19 protein-coding genes are annotated in these 14839 nt (G+C 48.0%); 9 read left to right on the top strand and 10 right to left on the bottom strand.

Annotated elements, in window-relative coordinates:
- The first annotated feature begins 97 nt into the window (after window positions 1-97).
- From HRE53_RS17730 to HRE53_RS17720, 3 genes are read left to right on the top strand one after another with little or no spacing between them, the layout of a single operon-like run.
- Window positions 98-1159 (top strand): Rieske 2Fe-2S domain-containing protein, encoded by a 1062-nt coding sequence (locus tag HRE53_RS17730; protein ID WP_235107392.1) that lies wholly within the window; start codon window positions 98-100, stop codon window positions 1157-1159.
- Window positions 1160-1161: 2 nt separating this feature from the next.
- On the top strand, window positions 1162-1926 hold the full coding sequence (locus tag HRE53_RS17725; RefSeq protein WP_235107391.1) for a hypothetical protein: 765 nt from the start codon (window positions 1162-1164) through the stop codon (window positions 1924-1926).
- Window positions 1927-2916 (top strand): DMT family transporter, encoded by a 990-nt coding sequence (locus HRE53_RS17720; protein ID WP_212664604.1) that lies wholly within the window; start codon window positions 1927-1929, stop codon window positions 2914-2916.
- Between the two features lie 28 nt (window positions 2917-2944).
- Here HRE53_RS17720 and HRE53_RS17715 read toward each other — a convergent pair whose 3' ends face one another.
- Entirely contained in the window at window positions 2945-4330 is a 1386-nt protein-coding gene (locus HRE53_RS17715) for a cytochrome P450 (RefSeq protein ID WP_235107390.1), read from the bottom strand.
- Between the two features lie 572 nt (window positions 4331-4902).
- Between HRE53_RS17715 and HRE53_RS17710 the strand changes: the two genes are divergently transcribed.
- Window positions 4903-5967 carry a sodium-dependent bicarbonate transport family permease gene (locus HRE53_RS17710; protein ID WP_235107389.1) on the top strand — a complete coding sequence of 355 codons (1065 nt, stop codon included), beginning with the start codon at window positions 4903-4905 and terminating at the stop codon, window positions 5965-5967.
- A 135-nt stretch (window positions 5968-6102) separates the two neighbouring features.
- Window positions 6103-6435: a P-II family nitrogen regulator gene (locus tag HRE53_RS17705; protein WP_212664601.1), complete on the top strand. Its 333-nt coding sequence runs from the start codon at window positions 6103-6105 to the stop codon at window positions 6433-6435.
- Window positions 6436-6982: 547 nt separating this feature from the next.
- Here the strand turns inward: HRE53_RS17705 and HRE53_RS17700 are convergent.
- Entirely contained in the window at window positions 6983-7918 is a 936-nt protein-coding gene (locus HRE53_RS17700; RefSeq protein WP_235107388.1) for a carboxylesterase, read from the bottom strand.
- A gap of 63 nt (window positions 7919-7981) precedes the next feature.
- On the opposite strand from HRE53_RS17700, the gene HRE53_RS17695 reads away from it, so the two are divergent.
- Window positions 7982-8128: a hypothetical protein gene (locus HRE53_RS17695; RefSeq protein ID WP_235107387.1), complete on the top strand. Its 147-nt coding sequence runs from the start codon at window positions 7982-7984 to the stop codon at window positions 8126-8128.
- 50 nt (window positions 8129-8178) lie between these two features.
- Here HRE53_RS17695 and HRE53_RS17690 read toward each other — a convergent pair whose 3' ends face one another.
- From HRE53_RS17690 to HRE53_RS35205, 4 genes are all read right to left on the bottom strand, one after another.
- Window positions 8179-9687 carry a glycoside hydrolase family protein gene (locus tag HRE53_RS17690; protein WP_235107386.1) on the bottom strand — a complete coding sequence of 503 codons (1509 nt, stop codon included), beginning with the start codon at window positions 9685-9687 and terminating at the stop codon, window positions 8179-8181.
- A complete protein-coding gene (locus tag HRE53_RS17685) occupies window positions 9687-10052 on the bottom strand; it encodes a hypothetical protein (RefSeq protein ID WP_212664598.1) in 366 nt (121 codons plus the stop codon). The genes HRE53_RS17690 and HRE53_RS17685 overlap by 1 nt, the downstream gene beginning before the upstream one ends.
- A 595-nt stretch (window positions 10053-10647) precedes the next feature.
- A complete protein-coding gene (locus HRE53_RS35210) occupies window positions 10648-10827 on the bottom strand; it encodes a hypothetical protein (RefSeq protein ID WP_396133455.1) in 180 nt (59 codons plus the stop codon).
- A complete protein-coding gene (locus HRE53_RS35205) occupies window positions 10787-11050 on the bottom strand; it encodes a WD40 repeat domain-containing protein (protein ID WP_212664597.1) in 264 nt (87 codons plus the stop codon). The genes HRE53_RS35210 and HRE53_RS35205 overlap by 41 nt, the downstream gene beginning before the upstream one ends.
- Between HRE53_RS35205 and HRE53_RS17680 the strand changes: the two genes are divergently transcribed.
- On the top strand, window positions 10940-11230 hold the full coding sequence (locus tag HRE53_RS17680) for a hypothetical protein (RefSeq protein ID WP_235107385.1): 291 nt from the start codon (window positions 10940-10942) through the stop codon (window positions 11228-11230). The two genes, HRE53_RS35205 and HRE53_RS17680, sit on opposite strands and share 111 nt — an antisense overlap.
- A gap of 38 nt (window positions 11231-11268) precedes the next feature.
- Complete coding sequence (locus HRE53_RS17675; RefSeq protein WP_212664596.1) at window positions 11269-11475, top strand: hypothetical protein; 207 nt, start codon at window positions 11269-11271, stop codon at window positions 11473-11475.
- Between the two features lie 134 nt (window positions 11476-11609).
- Here the strand turns inward: HRE53_RS17675 and HRE53_RS17670 are convergent, their stop codons facing one another.
- Together HRE53_RS17670 and HRE53_RS17665 are read right to left on the bottom strand one after the other, a co-directional pair.
- Complete coding sequence (locus HRE53_RS17670) at window positions 11610-11990, bottom strand: DUF4440 domain-containing protein (protein WP_212666143.1); 381 nt, start codon at window positions 11988-11990, stop codon at window positions 11610-11612.
- 68 nt (window positions 11991-12058) lie between these two features.
- Window positions 12059-12706 carry a peroxiredoxin-like family protein gene (locus HRE53_RS17665; RefSeq protein ID WP_396133454.1) on the bottom strand — a complete coding sequence of 216 codons (648 nt, stop codon included), beginning with the start codon at window positions 12704-12706 and terminating at the stop codon, window positions 12059-12061.
- Window positions 12707-12888: 182 nt separating this feature from the next.
- Here HRE53_RS17665 and HRE53_RS17660 point away from each other — a divergent pair, with 182 nt between their 5' ends.
- Window positions 12889-13797, top strand: coding sequence for a LysR family transcriptional regulator (locus tag HRE53_RS17660; protein WP_235107382.1), 909 nt, complete (start codon window positions 12889-12891; stop codon window positions 13795-13797).
- A gap of 35 nt (window positions 13798-13832) precedes the next feature.
- Here HRE53_RS17660 and HRE53_RS17655 read toward each other — a convergent pair whose 3' ends face one another.
- Entirely contained in the window at window positions 13833-14141 is a 309-nt protein-coding gene (locus HRE53_RS17655; RefSeq protein WP_235107381.1) for a putative quinol monooxygenase, read from the bottom strand.
- Between the two features lie 146 nt (window positions 14142-14287).
- Entirely contained in the window at window positions 14288-14815 is a 528-nt protein-coding gene (locus HRE53_RS17650; protein WP_235107380.1) for an MOSC domain-containing protein, read from the bottom strand.
- Window positions 14816-14839: the final 24 nt, after the last annotated feature.

Below are 14839 nucleotides of genomic sequence, written 5' to 3'. Positions count from 1 at the left end.
GTTCAGCCAAGCGACTAAAGAAATCATTTCTACATTTCCCCTAGATCCTTTTTGGACCCAATCTTAAGCGCTAATTCATTCTGAGAGGAAGTTATCTGTGGGCGTTGCATATAAAGCGGTTCAGTGGAATCGGCAAAAGTTTGTTTACGACATTATTTTGCTGTCCACGGTCGTTTTCTATCTTTTTTGCTTTGAAGGCATTAGCCTTCAGTTCAGTAGCGATCTAGATCTAAAAGGTATTTGGATCCGGGCCTTTGGCTCTGCGGCTTTTATCCTGCTCCATGTCATTCTTTCCATTGGTCCCCTGAGTCGTCTTAGCGCTAAGTTTTTGCCGCTTCTCTACAATCGGCGGCACATGGGCGTCACCATGTTTATTCTGGCCCTGCTCCATGCCCGGGATGCTTTGGCCTGGTATCACGACTTTGGCAATCTAGAGCCGATTGTCAGCTTGTTTGTTAGCAATACTCACTATGCTGATTTTGTCCGCTTTCCCTTTGAAGCATTGGGAGGCGTAGCCCTTGTTATCTTGTTTTTGATGGCGGCAACCAGCCATGATTTTTGGCTAACCAACCTCACGGCTCCGGTGTGGAAAGCTCTGCATATGGGGGTTTACTTAGCCTATGGCTTGTTGGTCGGGCATGTGGTTCTAGGGGCTTTGGAAACCAATACCCATCCTTTCCTTACCCTGGCAGTTGGCGTGGGGTTTGTGTGGATTGTAGGTATTCACTTGATGACTTCCCTGCGAGAAGCCCAAAAAGATGGTGCACCGCTGTTTGGAAAACCGGCCAAAGCCCAAGTGGATGCTGATGGCTTTGTGCATGTTGGCAGTGTGCAAGACATTCCTGAGAATCGAGCCAAAATTGCAGTGATTGCGGGGGAGCGCGTGGCCATCTTTAAGTATGACGGCCAAATCTCGGCGATTTCCAATGTTTGTCAGCATCAAAATGGCCCCTTGGGAGAAGGCAAGATTGTCGATGGCTGCATCACTTGCCCTTGGCATGGTTACCAATATCTGCCGGAGAGCGGCATCTCACCGCCGCCGTTTACAGAAAAAATTCCCACCTTTAATGTCAAACTCCAGGGCGATCAGATTCTAGTCAGTGCCAAGCCTAATCTTCCTGGAACGCCTGTTGTCCCTGCTGTTATCGGCCAAGTGTAGCGATGAGTAGCCTTGATCCTCAAGATGAATTTTTTATTGGCTATCTAGGGGTGCCACCCAAATTAAAACGATTTTTAATGGGGTTTATTCCTGTTTTAGTCTTGGCTGTTTTAGCCTTTGCCTTCATTCTGCCGCCCTTACATTTTGATCACTTCAATTTGGGTAAACGCACCAAAGTTCCTGAATTTGAAGGACTACTGGTAGGAGAGCCGTCTCCTCACCTATTGGTACCGAGAACTGGAGAAGTAGGCACTGCCAGTGATTTCTCCCTATATTTGCTGTCAGGAACGGGCAAAACATCCCCAAAGCCGAAGGTGCTGGAGCATGTCAACCAATGGGTCAAACTCAAAGGTACCCCCTTCCATCGCAACCACTTAACGGTGATTGCCACGAAATCAGCGGAACCGATGGAGCCCCCAACGTCAGCATCGATACAACCTGCTAAAAGTAGCTCTTTAGGAGAGTTTTCACTAACGGGAGAAATCGTTGATGGCAAATGCTATCCCGGTGTGATGAAACCTGGACGGACCAAAACCCATCGCTCTTGTGCTATCCGCTGCCTGAGTGGTGGGGTGCCCCCAGTATTTGTGGTTCACAATCAGGTGGGGGATAAGCTGTATTTTCTACTATCAGATTTGGATGGGAAGGCTGTAAATGATAAGGTTCTAGACCTGGTTGCAGATCCTGTGCAAATTACGGGTGAAGTAATTCAATATGCGGATGCGTTTGTTCTTAAAGCGGATCCGGCCACCTATAAACTGCTGTAGATGCCCCAACTGTCCTTCTCTGCAATTGACCCCAAAATTGCTTTAGTCATATCCAGAGCCTTGGCGGCGTTACGGCCTTCTCTGATTGCTTTTTTGGTGGCCAATGCCATGTTGCTGAGTGGGGGGACCCAAACTCCTATCTCTTTTTGCAATGTCTTATTTGTGGGCAATTTATGTGCTGCCCTAGCGGTGGGGACCTGGTTTGGTTGGCGTTCCCTGATTCAAGATTGGCTGAGTTTGGAGCGACGAATTAAGGTTGGACTGTTCTTGAACGGTTGTTTAGCCGCCCTCCTTTCTTCTTTAATCTTTGTGGGATTGGCTTATACCTCTGTTACGAATGCGGTGCTGTTGGGACGTCTTGGCCCAGTCATCTATGCCTTGGTCGGCACCCTGATTTTAGGACGCAAAATTAAGCGATTTGAATGGATCGGGTTTTCCTTGATTATTGCCGGTGTGTTGGCGATTGTGCTGAAGACCAGCAATTTTCAGATCAATCAGGGAGACCTCTTGATTTTGCTGTCGGCGGTGGTGTATGCGGCCAGCTCTACCTTGGGAAAGCTGATGTTGTCTCAACAAACGAATCTGCGCATTGTGGTGTTTAGCCGTAATTTGATTTCGTCCATCATCTTTTTTATCATTGCTAATCTGGTATTTGGCCCGGAACATTTTACAGATGTGCTGGCGGGGCAACTCTGGATGGTGATGGTGGTCTATGCCCTGATCATTATTGTTCTGGCCCAGTTTCTTTGGTATTCAGCTCTTGAGCAGTTGAATTCACAAACGGTAGGGAAATGGACGTCTTTGTCCCCCGTGTTTGGGGTGACCTATGCCTTTTTGCTCAACGGTGAACGACCTTCGATGGCTCAATTTTTGGCATTTCTGGTGATCATGGCAGGGATTTGCGTGACGAGCTTTAATCGGCAGTCATCTCGACCGATGGAAACGAACGAGATGGCAGATGGGGCTGAAAGCTGTGTGTCTACGTCTTAAGATTTAGAAACGGGGATTGCTCCAGCCTCTATTGCTGTTGGAGTCGAGATATGGGGATGGTGTAGTTGTCTTTGATCTTCTTCAAGGGGAATTGCACAAAGGATGCTGTATCTTGCACCTGCCATTCAAACTGGCGCAACAGATGGCTAGCAAAAATTTTGGCTACTGCCATCGCGAGCTGAGCGCCTAAACAAGCATGAACCCCACCCCCAAAGGGGATATAAGCATATTTCTCTCTGGAGTTGGCATCCTCCATAAACCGATGGGGCTGATAGGCATCGGGTTGGGAAAAATGCTCTGGCAGGATATGGGCAATCCTGGGCTCTGCAATTAAGGTCCACCCTTTTTCATAGAGTACGCCGTCTAAAATGACGGATTGGGTAAGACGACGGTTAGCGGTAGATGAAGGGGGGAGAGTGCGCAGTGTTTCTTGAATAGTGGCTTCCAGAAATGAGGCCATTTTGAGTTGCTCACTCGTGATTGGGGTAGACGCTTCGTCTTGTATCGTTTTTTGTTCAGCTTGGAGGTCGGGAAAATGCTCAGGATGAAGGCCCAGTTGATATATCCAGGATGAGACTAAGCCACTGATTTCATAGTGGGATGCCCATAACTGCAATAAGCATTGATTCTCGATGAAGGTGTCACTAAATACACTGTCTGGATCTGCTGATTGACTCACCAACATCATGGACAGGAAATCTGAGGCAGGATCCAAGTTAGCCTCAGATTTCCGTCTTCGAATCACGGCCTGCATAAATTCGATCAGACGAGCGCGTGCTTGGAGACCCCGACCAAACGTGGTTAGAGGTGAACGCCAGGGGACTAAACCATAGAAGCCATCAAAAAAGGTTTTGTAGACTTGTTTGAGTTCTGTTTTGGAAGAAATGGGGAGTCCTTGAAAGTAAGCATCCTTTAGCTCTACGCCCAGCAATAGGGGGACTAAAGCATCAAAACAGATCTGCTCTACGGCTGGGAATAGGGCAATGTCTCCTGAGTCTGGCCAAGCTTGGAGTCCTTGAACAATCACATCATTGATTTGAGGAATATAGCCCTGGATGGCTTGCCCTGCTAAGCCTGCTCGTAAGGAACTTTTGCGTTGTCGATGTAAATCTGGACGTTGAAACAGACTATATTCTCCAAACATGGTCATGGTGGTTTGGGGAAGACCCATTTCCGTATAGCGGAGGTCACCATTCAGGGCCATTTTCACTGCCTGAGCTGAGCCGACAAAAATGGTGGTGCCTCCAAACACGCTCGTCCTAAAAATAGGACCATGCTCCTTCAGGTTGTGGCGACAAAATTGATCGGGATTGGCGATGTAAGCGAGGGTATCGGTCCACTTCGGTTTGCGAGGGGGGGACTGGGTTCCAGTAGGGGGAGTTTGCTCTGTCTCTAGAACCAATACTTCACTCATCTATCACATCCTCAGGCTTCATCACTGATCCACACATTTATTGTGACGGTTTATTTGACTGTAGGGGACAGAAGTGAAATTTAGGGTCTCCCTGGCTCAGAGCATGAGGTTAGGGCAACCGTTGAATCACGTCGGTGATTTTGTCTGCACCGTATTCTTGTGCGATCGCATCCTCATACACTCCCCCCTATCGAATTAACACCACAATTTACATAACCAAAGCAATATTAAATCTCTGGAGTTATAAGTTTTTCTTTTAGTTGAGATTTAAGATTGCTTCGCTAATTCGTGGTGGAAGCCAAAAAAATGGCGCACTTTTCAATATAGACTTAAGTATATAAAGATTCTTTTCTTAATAGATTTTACTCTATTAATAATACTGTTCTGCAGCATCGCCCTCCAACATCGTTTAGAGAACGGCCATCTCTGGATACCCTGGCAACAGGTTTTCTGATAACACCTGTGCAATAGGAGATGAAGCGCTTCGTCTTCTACTTTCTTCAACCTTTAAAAAAGCTTACTTATCACAATCACAACTCCTCGCTAGAGGAGAAAGAAGGAGGAATTACAAAGTGGATTTTTTGTCCGATTTCATGACGCTCTTCCTGGCGAAGTTGCAGTCTCCAACCCTTGGCTTTCTGATTGGTGGGATGGTCGTTGCCGCCGTCAATAGCCGCCTGCAAATTCCAGATGCGATCTATAAGTTCATCGTCTTTATGCTGCTGATAAAAGTCGGCCTGAGCGGTGGCATTGCGATCCGCAACGCTAATCTAGCGGAGATGCTGTTGCCCGCGGTATTCGCCATGGTCGTGGGGATCCTAATCGTGTTCATCGGACGCTACACCTTGGCCAAGATGCCGAACGTTAAGACCGTGGATGCGATCGCGACCGCGGGCTTGTTTGGTGCTGTGAGTGGCTCTACCCTCGCCGCGGCCCTGACCCTAATGGAAACGGAAGGTATCCAATATGAACCCTGGGCCGCTGCCCTCTATCCCTTTATGGATATTCCAGCCCTTGTGACTGCGATTGTCTTGGCTAGCGTTTATATCAGCAAGCAGTACGATACCGCAGACGAAGCTCTCAGTAAGCAGGAGTCTCTCGGCAGCCCAGTTAAGTATCGCCGCAAGAGCAAACGGGTCAAGATATGGCCCATCGTCAAGGAAAGCTTGCAGGGCTCGGCCCTATCGGCCCTGCTACTCGGTCTGGCCCTAGGCATACTAACCCGGCCAGAAAGTGTCTATGAGAGCTTCTTCAATCCCCTCTTCCGCGGCCTGCTTTCGATCCTGATGCTGGTTATGGGGATGGAGGCCACGGCAAGGATTGGCGAGCTGCGCAAGGTAGGCCAGTGGTACGCTCTCTATGCTGCAATCGCGCCACTACTGCATGGGCTTATCGCCTTCGGTTTCGGTATGATTGCCCACTACACGACAGGATTTAGCCCTGGCGGCTGTGTGATTCTGGCCGTCATCGCCTCCTCTAGTTCAGACATCTCAGGGCCACCCACTTTACGAGCTGGCATCCCGTCGGCTAATCCCTCTGCCTACATCGGCTCGTCTACAGCCGTCGGCACGCCGGTTGCCCTTGCGATAGGAATACCGCTCTTTATCGGACTTGCCCAGACACTGATGGGTAGCTGATCCACAGGTTACTGAGCCAGTACTCCGCTGGCCTGGTAACCAACACGACGGATAGATCAGCGCGATAACGCGCTGCTGCCGCTTTTCTGAGTTTCTATGTCGTTCAATGAGTACATACATCAAGAGGTAACCCCCATGGCCAAGCCAGCCAAGAAGCTCGTCATCGTCACGGAAAAGTTGTTGTTGAAAAAGATCGCCAAGATCATCGACGAAGCCGGTGCGACCGGTTATACGGTGGTGGATGCGGGTGGTAAAGGCAGTCGCAACGTGCGCTCGTCGGGACAACCCAGCATTTCTGACACCTACTCGAATATCAAGATTGAGGTGCTCACCGAAACTCGGGAGATAGCCCTGAAGATTTCGGATGAGGTGGCAGCACAGTTTTTCGATAATTATTCGGGCATCGCCTATCTCTGCGATGCGGAGGTACTGAGTGCCCATAAGTTCTGTGGGCCAGACGGCTGTTGAATCCAGGTGACGCATCCCCCAACAGCTGGAGCATCCCCCCGGCTGTTGGGTGGCCGCAGGACGACAAGTTTCTGATGTTTTCGATCTGTTGTGACGGTTGATTTGGCCCCAGGGAACAGTATTGAAATTTGTATCCAGTAAAAGAGCTGCAAGGTGCTAAGACTTCGCGAAGCGTTGAATGATGCCAGTCATGTTGTCTGCACTGTATCCTGGTGCGATCGCATCCTGATACACACCCTGAACGGCAGAAACTGTGGGCATCGAAACCTCAATAAAGTTTGCTGGTTGCAGCATATATCAGAAATCTTTTTCTACTAAATGAATTGGGAGCATCGGTGAATGAGTAGACCTCTTGCATAATTCAGCTACCGATATGATAGAGAACTAAAAATTCAAGTCAGATCGCGACTCTATAGGAATTTCTGGGAGGTTTGAGTTCAAAATAGATCTAGACACTTTGACAGCAGGCTTTTCAGGCCCCTATATCCTAATCTCGTCGATTGGTTGGCTCCCTCTATGGCAAAACATTTCGGCTCCGTATTTTGACTCAATTCCCATCTAGGAAATTCTTAATCGCTGACATCATCTCTGTAAATCGGGGATTTGCGTTCTTTGAGATCTGCCCCTCTGTATTCATAATGGGATCTTTAAGGACGACGCTAGCATGGGAAATTTCCCATGCCTTGGGGAAAATATAGGGGTGGAATAGAGCCGGATCTGACACAGATTGCAGTTCCCGAATCCCCTCTAAGCCAGCTGTAGTGTCAGACTCAGAATGAGCAGCAAATACTCGCTTGGCAAACGGTGCCTTAGAACTGAATCCCTTGAGTAGACTATCGGTTTCCTTAATCAGCCTCGCTAGTTCTTGAGCCCCATCCAGATCAACATGGGTATAACCATAAGGATTGTCATCACTCACTAAAGAGGGGGATATTCTCTCTAGGATAGGGTCCACCAGATCAGGCCAAAAGGTTCTCAGTATTCGCTCCTTCAATTCGCCCAAAGACCCAAAGTGGCCATCTGCTAAATCAAGGGTGGCAGAAAATAGGTATAGTGCGCCGTCAATCCTAGGGCTATTTGCTGCCATATAAAAGCTCAGGGCTCCGCCCATCGATAAGCCTCCGATGGAAACTGTTTTGGCCTTGCTTTCAGCCACATTGATGGCAAATCTAACATTCGCTTTCCACTCTTCTAGCTCTACGCCTTCCATCCCCTTGGGATCTTTTAAACCATGAAAGTGTAGAAGCGGTAAGTAGACGTTATACCCCAGTTCTTGATAGAAATACTCCCCAATTGCGCTCATAAAATAAGGGGAGTCAGACAAACCGTGAACCAACACGATTGCTTTGTCAGTGGGGTCAGCCTGCTCAAAGATCAAAGGATGACAGCCATCCCTGACTAGATCACGGCTAAAGTAATCTTTAAATTCTGCATAATACTCATCCCAGATCTGACCAGATATACCTGCAATGCTCTGTGTCATCTTAGTTCCTTAGTTGTTAGAGAATAATAAATTTAGGTCTGGGAGGTTGGAGATCAAAAATGCTTGAAATCCTTTTTAGTAGTGATTTTTAGCCGGGGAGGTGCAGATCAACTCAAGCACTCATCCCCCCATACATTACTGCCTCTGATTCGGACAGACCTCCCTGAAACAGCGATTGAACCCTATACCCATTCGATTCTGGGGAAGTAAGCCACCATCACCCAATGAAGCTTTCCCCTGCCATCCCCCAAAGCATGTCCCTACTGATAGACACTGACAAAAAGGGTGGCACCGGGCTGATCATACAAGGGCACAACTTTGTCTCGTAGATCTTGGTTATGCATTCTGATACAGCCTAGGGTTGCGAACATAGGTTGCTTCGGTTTCCATGCACCTGGCCATCCGCATCCACTGCCGCCGCCATGGATCATAATCCCTGCCCGACCCAGATTAGCTTCTTGGTTTTCTAGTTCAACCAGATCAAAACTAAACCAGCCATAGGACATGCGATCTCGGGTATAGCCAGCATGGTCACCCGCTTGCTCATAGTCCCGATAGATTTGCCCACATTTGTAGAGACCTGCCGGGGTATCTCCATGTTTGCCAAAGTAATTGTCCTCAAACTGACCGCGACAGAGACATGATAATTCCCACATCAAAGTACCGTCATAGTCATAGCACTTGATCTTCCCTACGGCATCATTGGCCACTAGATGATAGTCTCCGGGTTTAAAGCCATGGGCATCTGGATGAGACTTTGGGCCTTTCATCCCTGCTATAACATGGAGCTGCCGAGGACCAGAAGGTTGGATTGGTGTTGAGATGGTCACCATAGATTCAAAACCTGCCACCGCCGGTGGGTTGGTTTTGAGCCGCTGTTCAATGGGTTCGCAGTCCTGGGCAGTCTGAATTTCCTGGGCAGCGGCGGCACAAGCGGTCGTTGGCACTTCACCACACCAGACTTTAGCTTCGGCATATCGGCGGCGACCTAACCCCACTTCCACATTTTCGCCGGGGTTACGGTACATCATCAGGGTGCCAGGGACCGCCTGCCAATCTTTTTCTTTTAAGTTGCGTGTGATGGTTCTATGGTTGGGGGAACCGTAAAAATCAGCGCCATTGTTATAGGCAAAGCTGGTTAAAGCGGCCCGCTGTTGATGGGTCATGTCGTCCCAGTAAGGGATGGTCGATTGCAACTTGATCCAAAAATCCTTGTGGCAAATGTAATCGTATAATTCATCTGCTTCGGTTTGGGTAATGATGTCTCCCATCTGGATGGCAGAACCATCTTTGTAATAGGTACTGCCCCAGCCAATCGTTACGGGTAGCCCACCACTTCCGGCTCTGGGATCGGGATAAGCTTGAATTCGCCCATCCGCTAATTTCCTTTGACAGCCTTCGTAGAAGTGGTTGAGTTGGGCGACCTCTGGTGGTAGCAAGGGAATCCCTGGAGTCTCTGGTTGGGAGAGGTTAGAAGTGGGGGCGGGCAAGGCAGGGACTTCTGGTTTCTCCCAGGCATCCTCTGGAATATGCCACGATACTGGATTGATATATCGTGTGACACCTGTTTCAATCGTTGGGTAATGGTCATGCCAGGTATAGGGTCCTGCTAAGGTAATCTCCGCCAACTGTGAATTTACGGCAGACACTTTAATGATGCCTAGGATTCCTCCTTCATACACTTTTGCTAATCGATTTAAGGGCTGAAGGTGGGGTTGGTTGGGTAAGGGGGCTAGGAGAGTATTCTTTTTCGCTGTAATAAATGGCATTACCAGCCCTCCTGTAAAACGGCGGTTAATTCTTTTTCAGGGGTTTGAATCTTGATGACTTTAGAGGAAGTGGAAACCACCTCGGTAGATGGCACAGCTACGATTTGAGGGGCTGCTACTTTTGTGGGTGGTGCAGCGGATTGAGGCTGTTTGTCATGCTCTGAAAATTTTTGTAAGCCCTTCATGCCTGCGCCGCCAATCGTCAAGGCCCCAGTTAGGATATATAGGTTTTCTGAAAAAGCTTTTCCTCGCCATTCTCCAGCAGCCAGGGTAATGGCGAGGCCAAGTCCCACCAATACCGATGCGGTGGTCTGCAGCCTTCCTGAGGATTGCTTGCCTTTACTATCTTGGAATATCCCGGACATACCTAATCTCCTTGAAATATTGATCAATTGAGTGCTTTGCTGCCTGTTGAAGCAACCTTCTGATTGGTGCAGATATCCTGGGTAAAACTCAAGACAAGTATCGTTAACTCATTGGGTTAAGTCTGATACTTCTCAGTCTTCTATCTAATGCAATAAATTCTTTTTAGAAGATAAATAGTGAATTATGACTAAAGAGTGGTGTGAACTGATTTCTATCTGAATTAGAACACTCGTTTTAGAGATATTCAGTGATATATGACCATTTTTAAAGTGATTGTGAACACATTTTGTGTGTGTAGTTGTGTTGGCGCGGTTCAACGTCGGGTAACAGTATCATGAGCAATCAGAGTAATCTGAAGGCTTATTGTTTCTCCTCTGGCTTGATCGCCCAAGATGGCTTGGAGGCGTAATCAGATTACAGCTATGTTCACGAAGCCCTTGAAATAAATGATTTTGAGAATGCAATACCTTCAACCATGGCCAAAGGGAGACCTACCTGTTAGTCCAGGTAAGCGACCAGGGTGATGCCCCGTTCACTGGCCGGACTTTATATTTTGGCCCCCAAAGCCTTGAGTGTTTCTATCTGAACGATGTTTCAGCCCGTTGAATCCATAATATTTAAGTCTTCATAGAATCTTGGGGGCCATAGCATATTGCTGCACTGTCTCGCTTCGATATTCCATTGCTGCGTCGTGCCATCTTGTGAACCGCTATACAGTATTTTGCTATCACGACTAAATGTAATGGACCAGATACATGCTGTATGCCCAAGCAGAGGTAACTCCCAGCGTTGCTATATATTGTTCCAGAGCTAGATCTGTCCATCGTCCCCTCCCGGATACCAAGATAGGCAGATGGGGATGGAAAGCAACTGATGAAATTAGACTATGGTGCCCTTCCAAAGTGGCATAGCATACGCCAGTCTCTGCGTTCCAAAGTTTCACCGTGCGATCGCTACTCCCGCTGGCAACCCACTGACCATCAGGACTAAAGCTCACGGACCAGATCTGGCGGTGATATCCGTTCAATGTATGCTGGAAATTCCCAGAGCTTGCATCCCAAATCTTGAGAGTGCGATCGCTGCTATCGTTGCGCCATCAGGAGGCATAGATCCAATCACAGGTGAAACATTGTCTACAGTTGATAAAGTGCTGACTGATGACGGTAAAGATCATTAATCGGTGGGGATGGAAACGATACATCTGTCTTCAATACTTTGTTAACGAGCCTTGATATCATCGAAAATTTCACAGTGCGAGTTGATGAAATTCGAATTAACGCAGCCGAATTTGGTGCAACGAGTAACGATCTATTTTCCTTTGACAATACCAACGGTGCCTTATCTTTTAATTCTCAGCAGTTTGCAACACTAGATACAGAAAACCCTGGAGCCAATCTAGACGGTTTTAACGTTAACAACTAAATCGTGCTTGTGTAACTGTTCATCTATTCCGTCTCGCTAGTGCAATGGGTTCCCGCTAGGATAATCCTAGCGGGAACCCATTGCGCCTGAGCCTAGGACCGCAATTGTTTTCATTTTGAGTTGTTCTCAATTTGCTAGCCGATTGCTTCGAAGTCGTCTTCTCGTAGCTTGGCAGTACCGTCCGCTTGCAAAACCCAAAGCTCTTTATGGATCACCCCCTTGGCATTATTCATTTGCCAGCCAGAGGTGAGGACCGCACGGGTCTGATCCATCACCTCAATCTTGGGGTCTAAATATTCAACCTCAGAGAACCCATCGGCCATCAGCTTTTCCCAAAAGCCTTGAATTTCAGCCGTACCCGTAAAGGTGCCAAAGGGTCTAGCATGCATAATCGCAGTGGGTTCATATTGAGCTGCACAAAGGGCTGCATTGCCAGCATTAAAAGCGGACTGCCATTGGTTACTTGCTGCTGTAGTTGCTGCTAGAACGGTATTTTTTTGATCGTCACTCAACATATCTAAGGAAATCTCGGTGTATAAGGATGAGCGTTGTGGTAGAGAAGATCCTGCCACAACGCGGATATTTACTGAGCTGCTTGTAGCCAAGTCAAAGCAGTTTCTGGGGCTAACCGCTCGCGATAGTCAACATCAATAAAGCGATTCAGAACTATACCGTCAGCAGCGACAAGATAAGTGGCTGGGATAGGTAATTCAAAGCTCTGATCGCCATTATGAGTGGGGACATCAATCCCAAAGCTTTCATAAATCGGTCGTAAGCTTTCGTCGAGGGTAAACACTAGCCCGAACTGCCGAGCGACTTTGTTGCCTATATCGGTGAGCACTGGAAACTTCAGATCAAACTTTTCTTGAGTGGTCAGGGATTGATCCGGGACTTCAGGAGAAATAGCTACGAGGGTGGCCCCTTGGGCAGTGATTTTGTCCAAGTGAGCTTGTAGGGCTTGCAACTCAAGATTGCAGTAGGGACACCAGTTGCCCCGATAGAAGGAAATTAGCAGCAGACCTTGGGTACGTAATTCGCTGCTGCTCACCAGCTTCCCAGTGGCATCGGGCAACTCAAAATCTGGCATGGTTTGGCCGGGTTGTAAAGCTTGGTCTGTAATCCCGGTTGCAGCTAGTTTGGCAGTTGCGGCTTCCATGGTGGCAAAGACGTTTTCTGGAGCCTTTTGACGGACGTTTTCGGTAACGGCTTGTAATTCTGTGGCGAGGGACATGGCAACCTCCGGTGACTGCAGATCGTGATTCAAACTGATTTGTCTCCACTGTACTCACGAAAAATTGAACAATAAAGACGGATTGATGCATGAGACTCATGCATGATGTTCATGAATCAAAAAATAATTCATGCAAAAATGTCTTTAAGGTTAGCCTGCATGGACCGATTATTGCGAGTGCAATGGATATATCAGTACTGAAGCTGTTTGTGGATGTCGTTAGGCAGGGCAGTTTTGCGGGAGTGGCTCGCGATCGCAATATTGATCCGTCGTCGGTATCGCGGGCAATCGCAGGTCTGGAGAAGGAACTGGACCTCCGACTCTTGCAGCGGACGACTCGCCAACTCTCGCTGACGGAAGCCGGAAAAACTTACTTTGATCGCATTGAGCTTTTAGTCGAAGAACTGCAACAAGCGTCTGATATCGCAGCAGATGTGGTGGGGCAACCCAAGGGTCAGTTGCGGGTGACGGTCTCGGCCTCATTTGGACTGAAGTGTATTGTGCCCCTCTTGCCTCAGTTTGAGCAACTGTATCCGGACCTGACGGTCAATTTATTATTTTCAGATGCTGTTGAGGATTTGTTAATGAACCGGATTGATGTGGCGATCCGCCTGGGACTGCTCCAGGATTCCACCCTGATTGCTCAGCAGTTGATGCGCACCCAATATCGGGTTTGTGCCAGTCCAGACTATTTGAAGCAGTCGCCCCGGATCACTATTCCCCAGGATGTTGCGGATCATAATTGTCTACGGTTTCCTTTGGCGGGGTTTCAGACCCAATGGCTGTTTAAAGATGCCCAGGGAACCTTAACGGAAGTACCCATTCATGGCAACACGGTGATTTCCAATGGTATTGCCTTGCAACAATGTGCGATCGCAAATATGGGATTGGCCTTACTCCCCAACTGGCTGATCAATGAAGATTTACGCACAGGAACCTTGGTGGATGTCTTACCAGACTATGAGGTCACAGGTACAGACTTTAGTACTGCAGCGTGGTTCGTCTATCCTTCTAGATGCTATGTGCCCCTCAAGCTCAGGGTCTTTATTGACTTCTTTAAGCAGAACGTTCCTCGTCTAGTCATGCCTTGAATCTCATCGCGGCTGTCTTCAGGAAAGGATATCGCCTACCGTTCTAGAAGCGTGCGCTCTGCTGTCACTTCATGAGAGAGAACGACCGCCTGCTCAATCAGTGCCGAACCTAGGATTGTGGAGAATTCTTCATCGGGGATTTGAAGATGTTCCTGGAGGGATGTGATGTCAGTCCATTTTTCAGTGAGAATGATCTCTGTTGGATCTTCGAGATTCTGCGAGAAGATATATTCGATATTGCCTTTGTCTGTGCGGCTTTTCTGGGCACGACGTATCAGTGCGTCTTTGACCCTAGCCAACTCTTCAGAAGATTGAACTTTTATCTTTCCAGTAATGATTATCATGGCTTTTCTCTAGAGTTTTCAGCCTGTCAAACGGCTGCTGGCATACAAAACTCAGACTTCAAACATTGTGTTGAGAATGCAAGCATGACTCCATCTGCAGCCATGTTTTAAGCCTGAATCGTAACTTTTTAATTTTGGGAAAAGGGTTAGCTTTCACCATACGACATGGCATGGTTAGAGCAATGAATATTATCTCCTACGCTCACACACCCATCTTCTAGAACCTTGGCATAAAGACGACTCATCCCTGGATTCCGTTTTTGACTAATACGACCATAGCGACGAAGTTTAAAATAGCGGGCAATCGTGCGGCAAGGCTGAGCATAGTCCGTGATTTCTACAAGCACCTTCTCTCCTAACTGCAGCTGAATTCCGGGGATTAACTGCTGCCAATCTAAACCTGCCACCGTTATATTTTCCCCCGCAGCACCCGGTTCAATAGGATGCCCCTCCGCTTGCAGCATGTCGATGATTTCTGTTGACCATAAACAGACAGCTCGATCTGGACCACCGTGATGTTTGAGATTCTTCTGACGATCGCCTACCAAGCCTTCTTGGTTAATCTGAACGCTAGGCACCGACTGTTTAGGCACACCTCCATCGGACACATTAATCTGAACAATCCGTCCCTGCAGGTTTGTAAGCGGGGATTGAGTGGAGTGTGATTGAGGCATAAGTCTAGTTGCATCAAAGATGAC

The organism is Acaryochloris sp. 'Moss Beach', assembly GCF_021497025.1.
Classification (GTDB): domain Bacteria; phylum Cyanobacteriota; class Cyanobacteriia; order Thermosynechococcales; family Thermosynechococcaceae; genus Acaryochloris; species Acaryochloris marina_A.
Note: the sequence above shows the minus strand (reverse complement) of the source record. Positions and strands in the feature narration are given on the sequence as shown.

Bases quoted from the DNA above. Each gene is read 5' to 3' on its own strand.
- HRE53_RS17665 (WP_396133454.1), bottom strand. From the start codon at position 12,706: ATGTCCCTCGCCACAGAATTACAAGCCGTTACCGAAAACGTCCGTCAA.
- HRE53_RS17705 (WP_212664601.1), top strand. From the start codon at position 6,103: ATGGCCAAGCCAGCCAAGAAGCTCGTCATCGTCACGGAAAAGTTGTTG.
- HRE53_RS17680 (WP_235107385.1), top strand. From the start codon at position 10,940: ATGGTGCCCTTCCAAAGTGGCATAGCATACGCCAGTCTCTGCGTTCCA.
- HRE53_RS17720 (WP_212664604.1), top strand. From the start codon at position 1,927: ATGCCCCAACTGTCCTTCTCTGCAATTGACCCCAAAATTGCTTTAGTC.
- HRE53_RS17690 (WP_235107386.1), bottom strand. From the start codon at position 9,687: ATGCCATTTATTACAGCGAAAAAGAATACTCTCCTAGCCCCCTTACCC.
- HRE53_RS17725 (WP_235107391.1), top strand. From the start codon at position 1,162: ATGAGTAGCCTTGATCCTCAAGATGAATTTTTTATTGGCTATCTAGGG.
- HRE53_RS17655 (WP_235107381.1), bottom strand. From the start codon at position 14,141: ATGATAATCATTACTGGAAAGATAAAAGTTCAATCTTCTGAAGAGTTG.
- HRE53_RS17670 (WP_212666143.1), bottom strand. From the start codon at position 11,990: ATGTTGAGTGACGATCAAAAAAATACCGTTCTAGCAGCAACTACAGCA.
- HRE53_RS17700 (WP_235107388.1), bottom strand. From the start codon at position 7,918: ATGACACAGAGCATTGCAGGTATATCTGGTCAGATCTGGGATGAGTAT.
- HRE53_RS17715 (WP_235107390.1), bottom strand. From the start codon at position 4,330: ATGAGTGAAGTATTGGTTCTAGAGACAGAGCAAACTCCCCCTACTGGA.
- HRE53_RS17650 (WP_235107380.1), bottom strand. From the start codon at position 14,815: ATGCCTCAATCACACTCCACTCAATCCCCGCTTACAAACCTGCAGGGA.
- HRE53_RS17685 (WP_212664598.1), bottom strand. From the start codon at position 10,052: ATGTCCGGGATATTCCAAGATAGTAAAGGCAAGCAATCCTCAGGAAGG.
- HRE53_RS17660 (WP_235107382.1), top strand. From the start codon at position 12,889: ATGGATATATCAGTACTGAAGCTGTTTGTGGATGTCGTTAGGCAGGGC.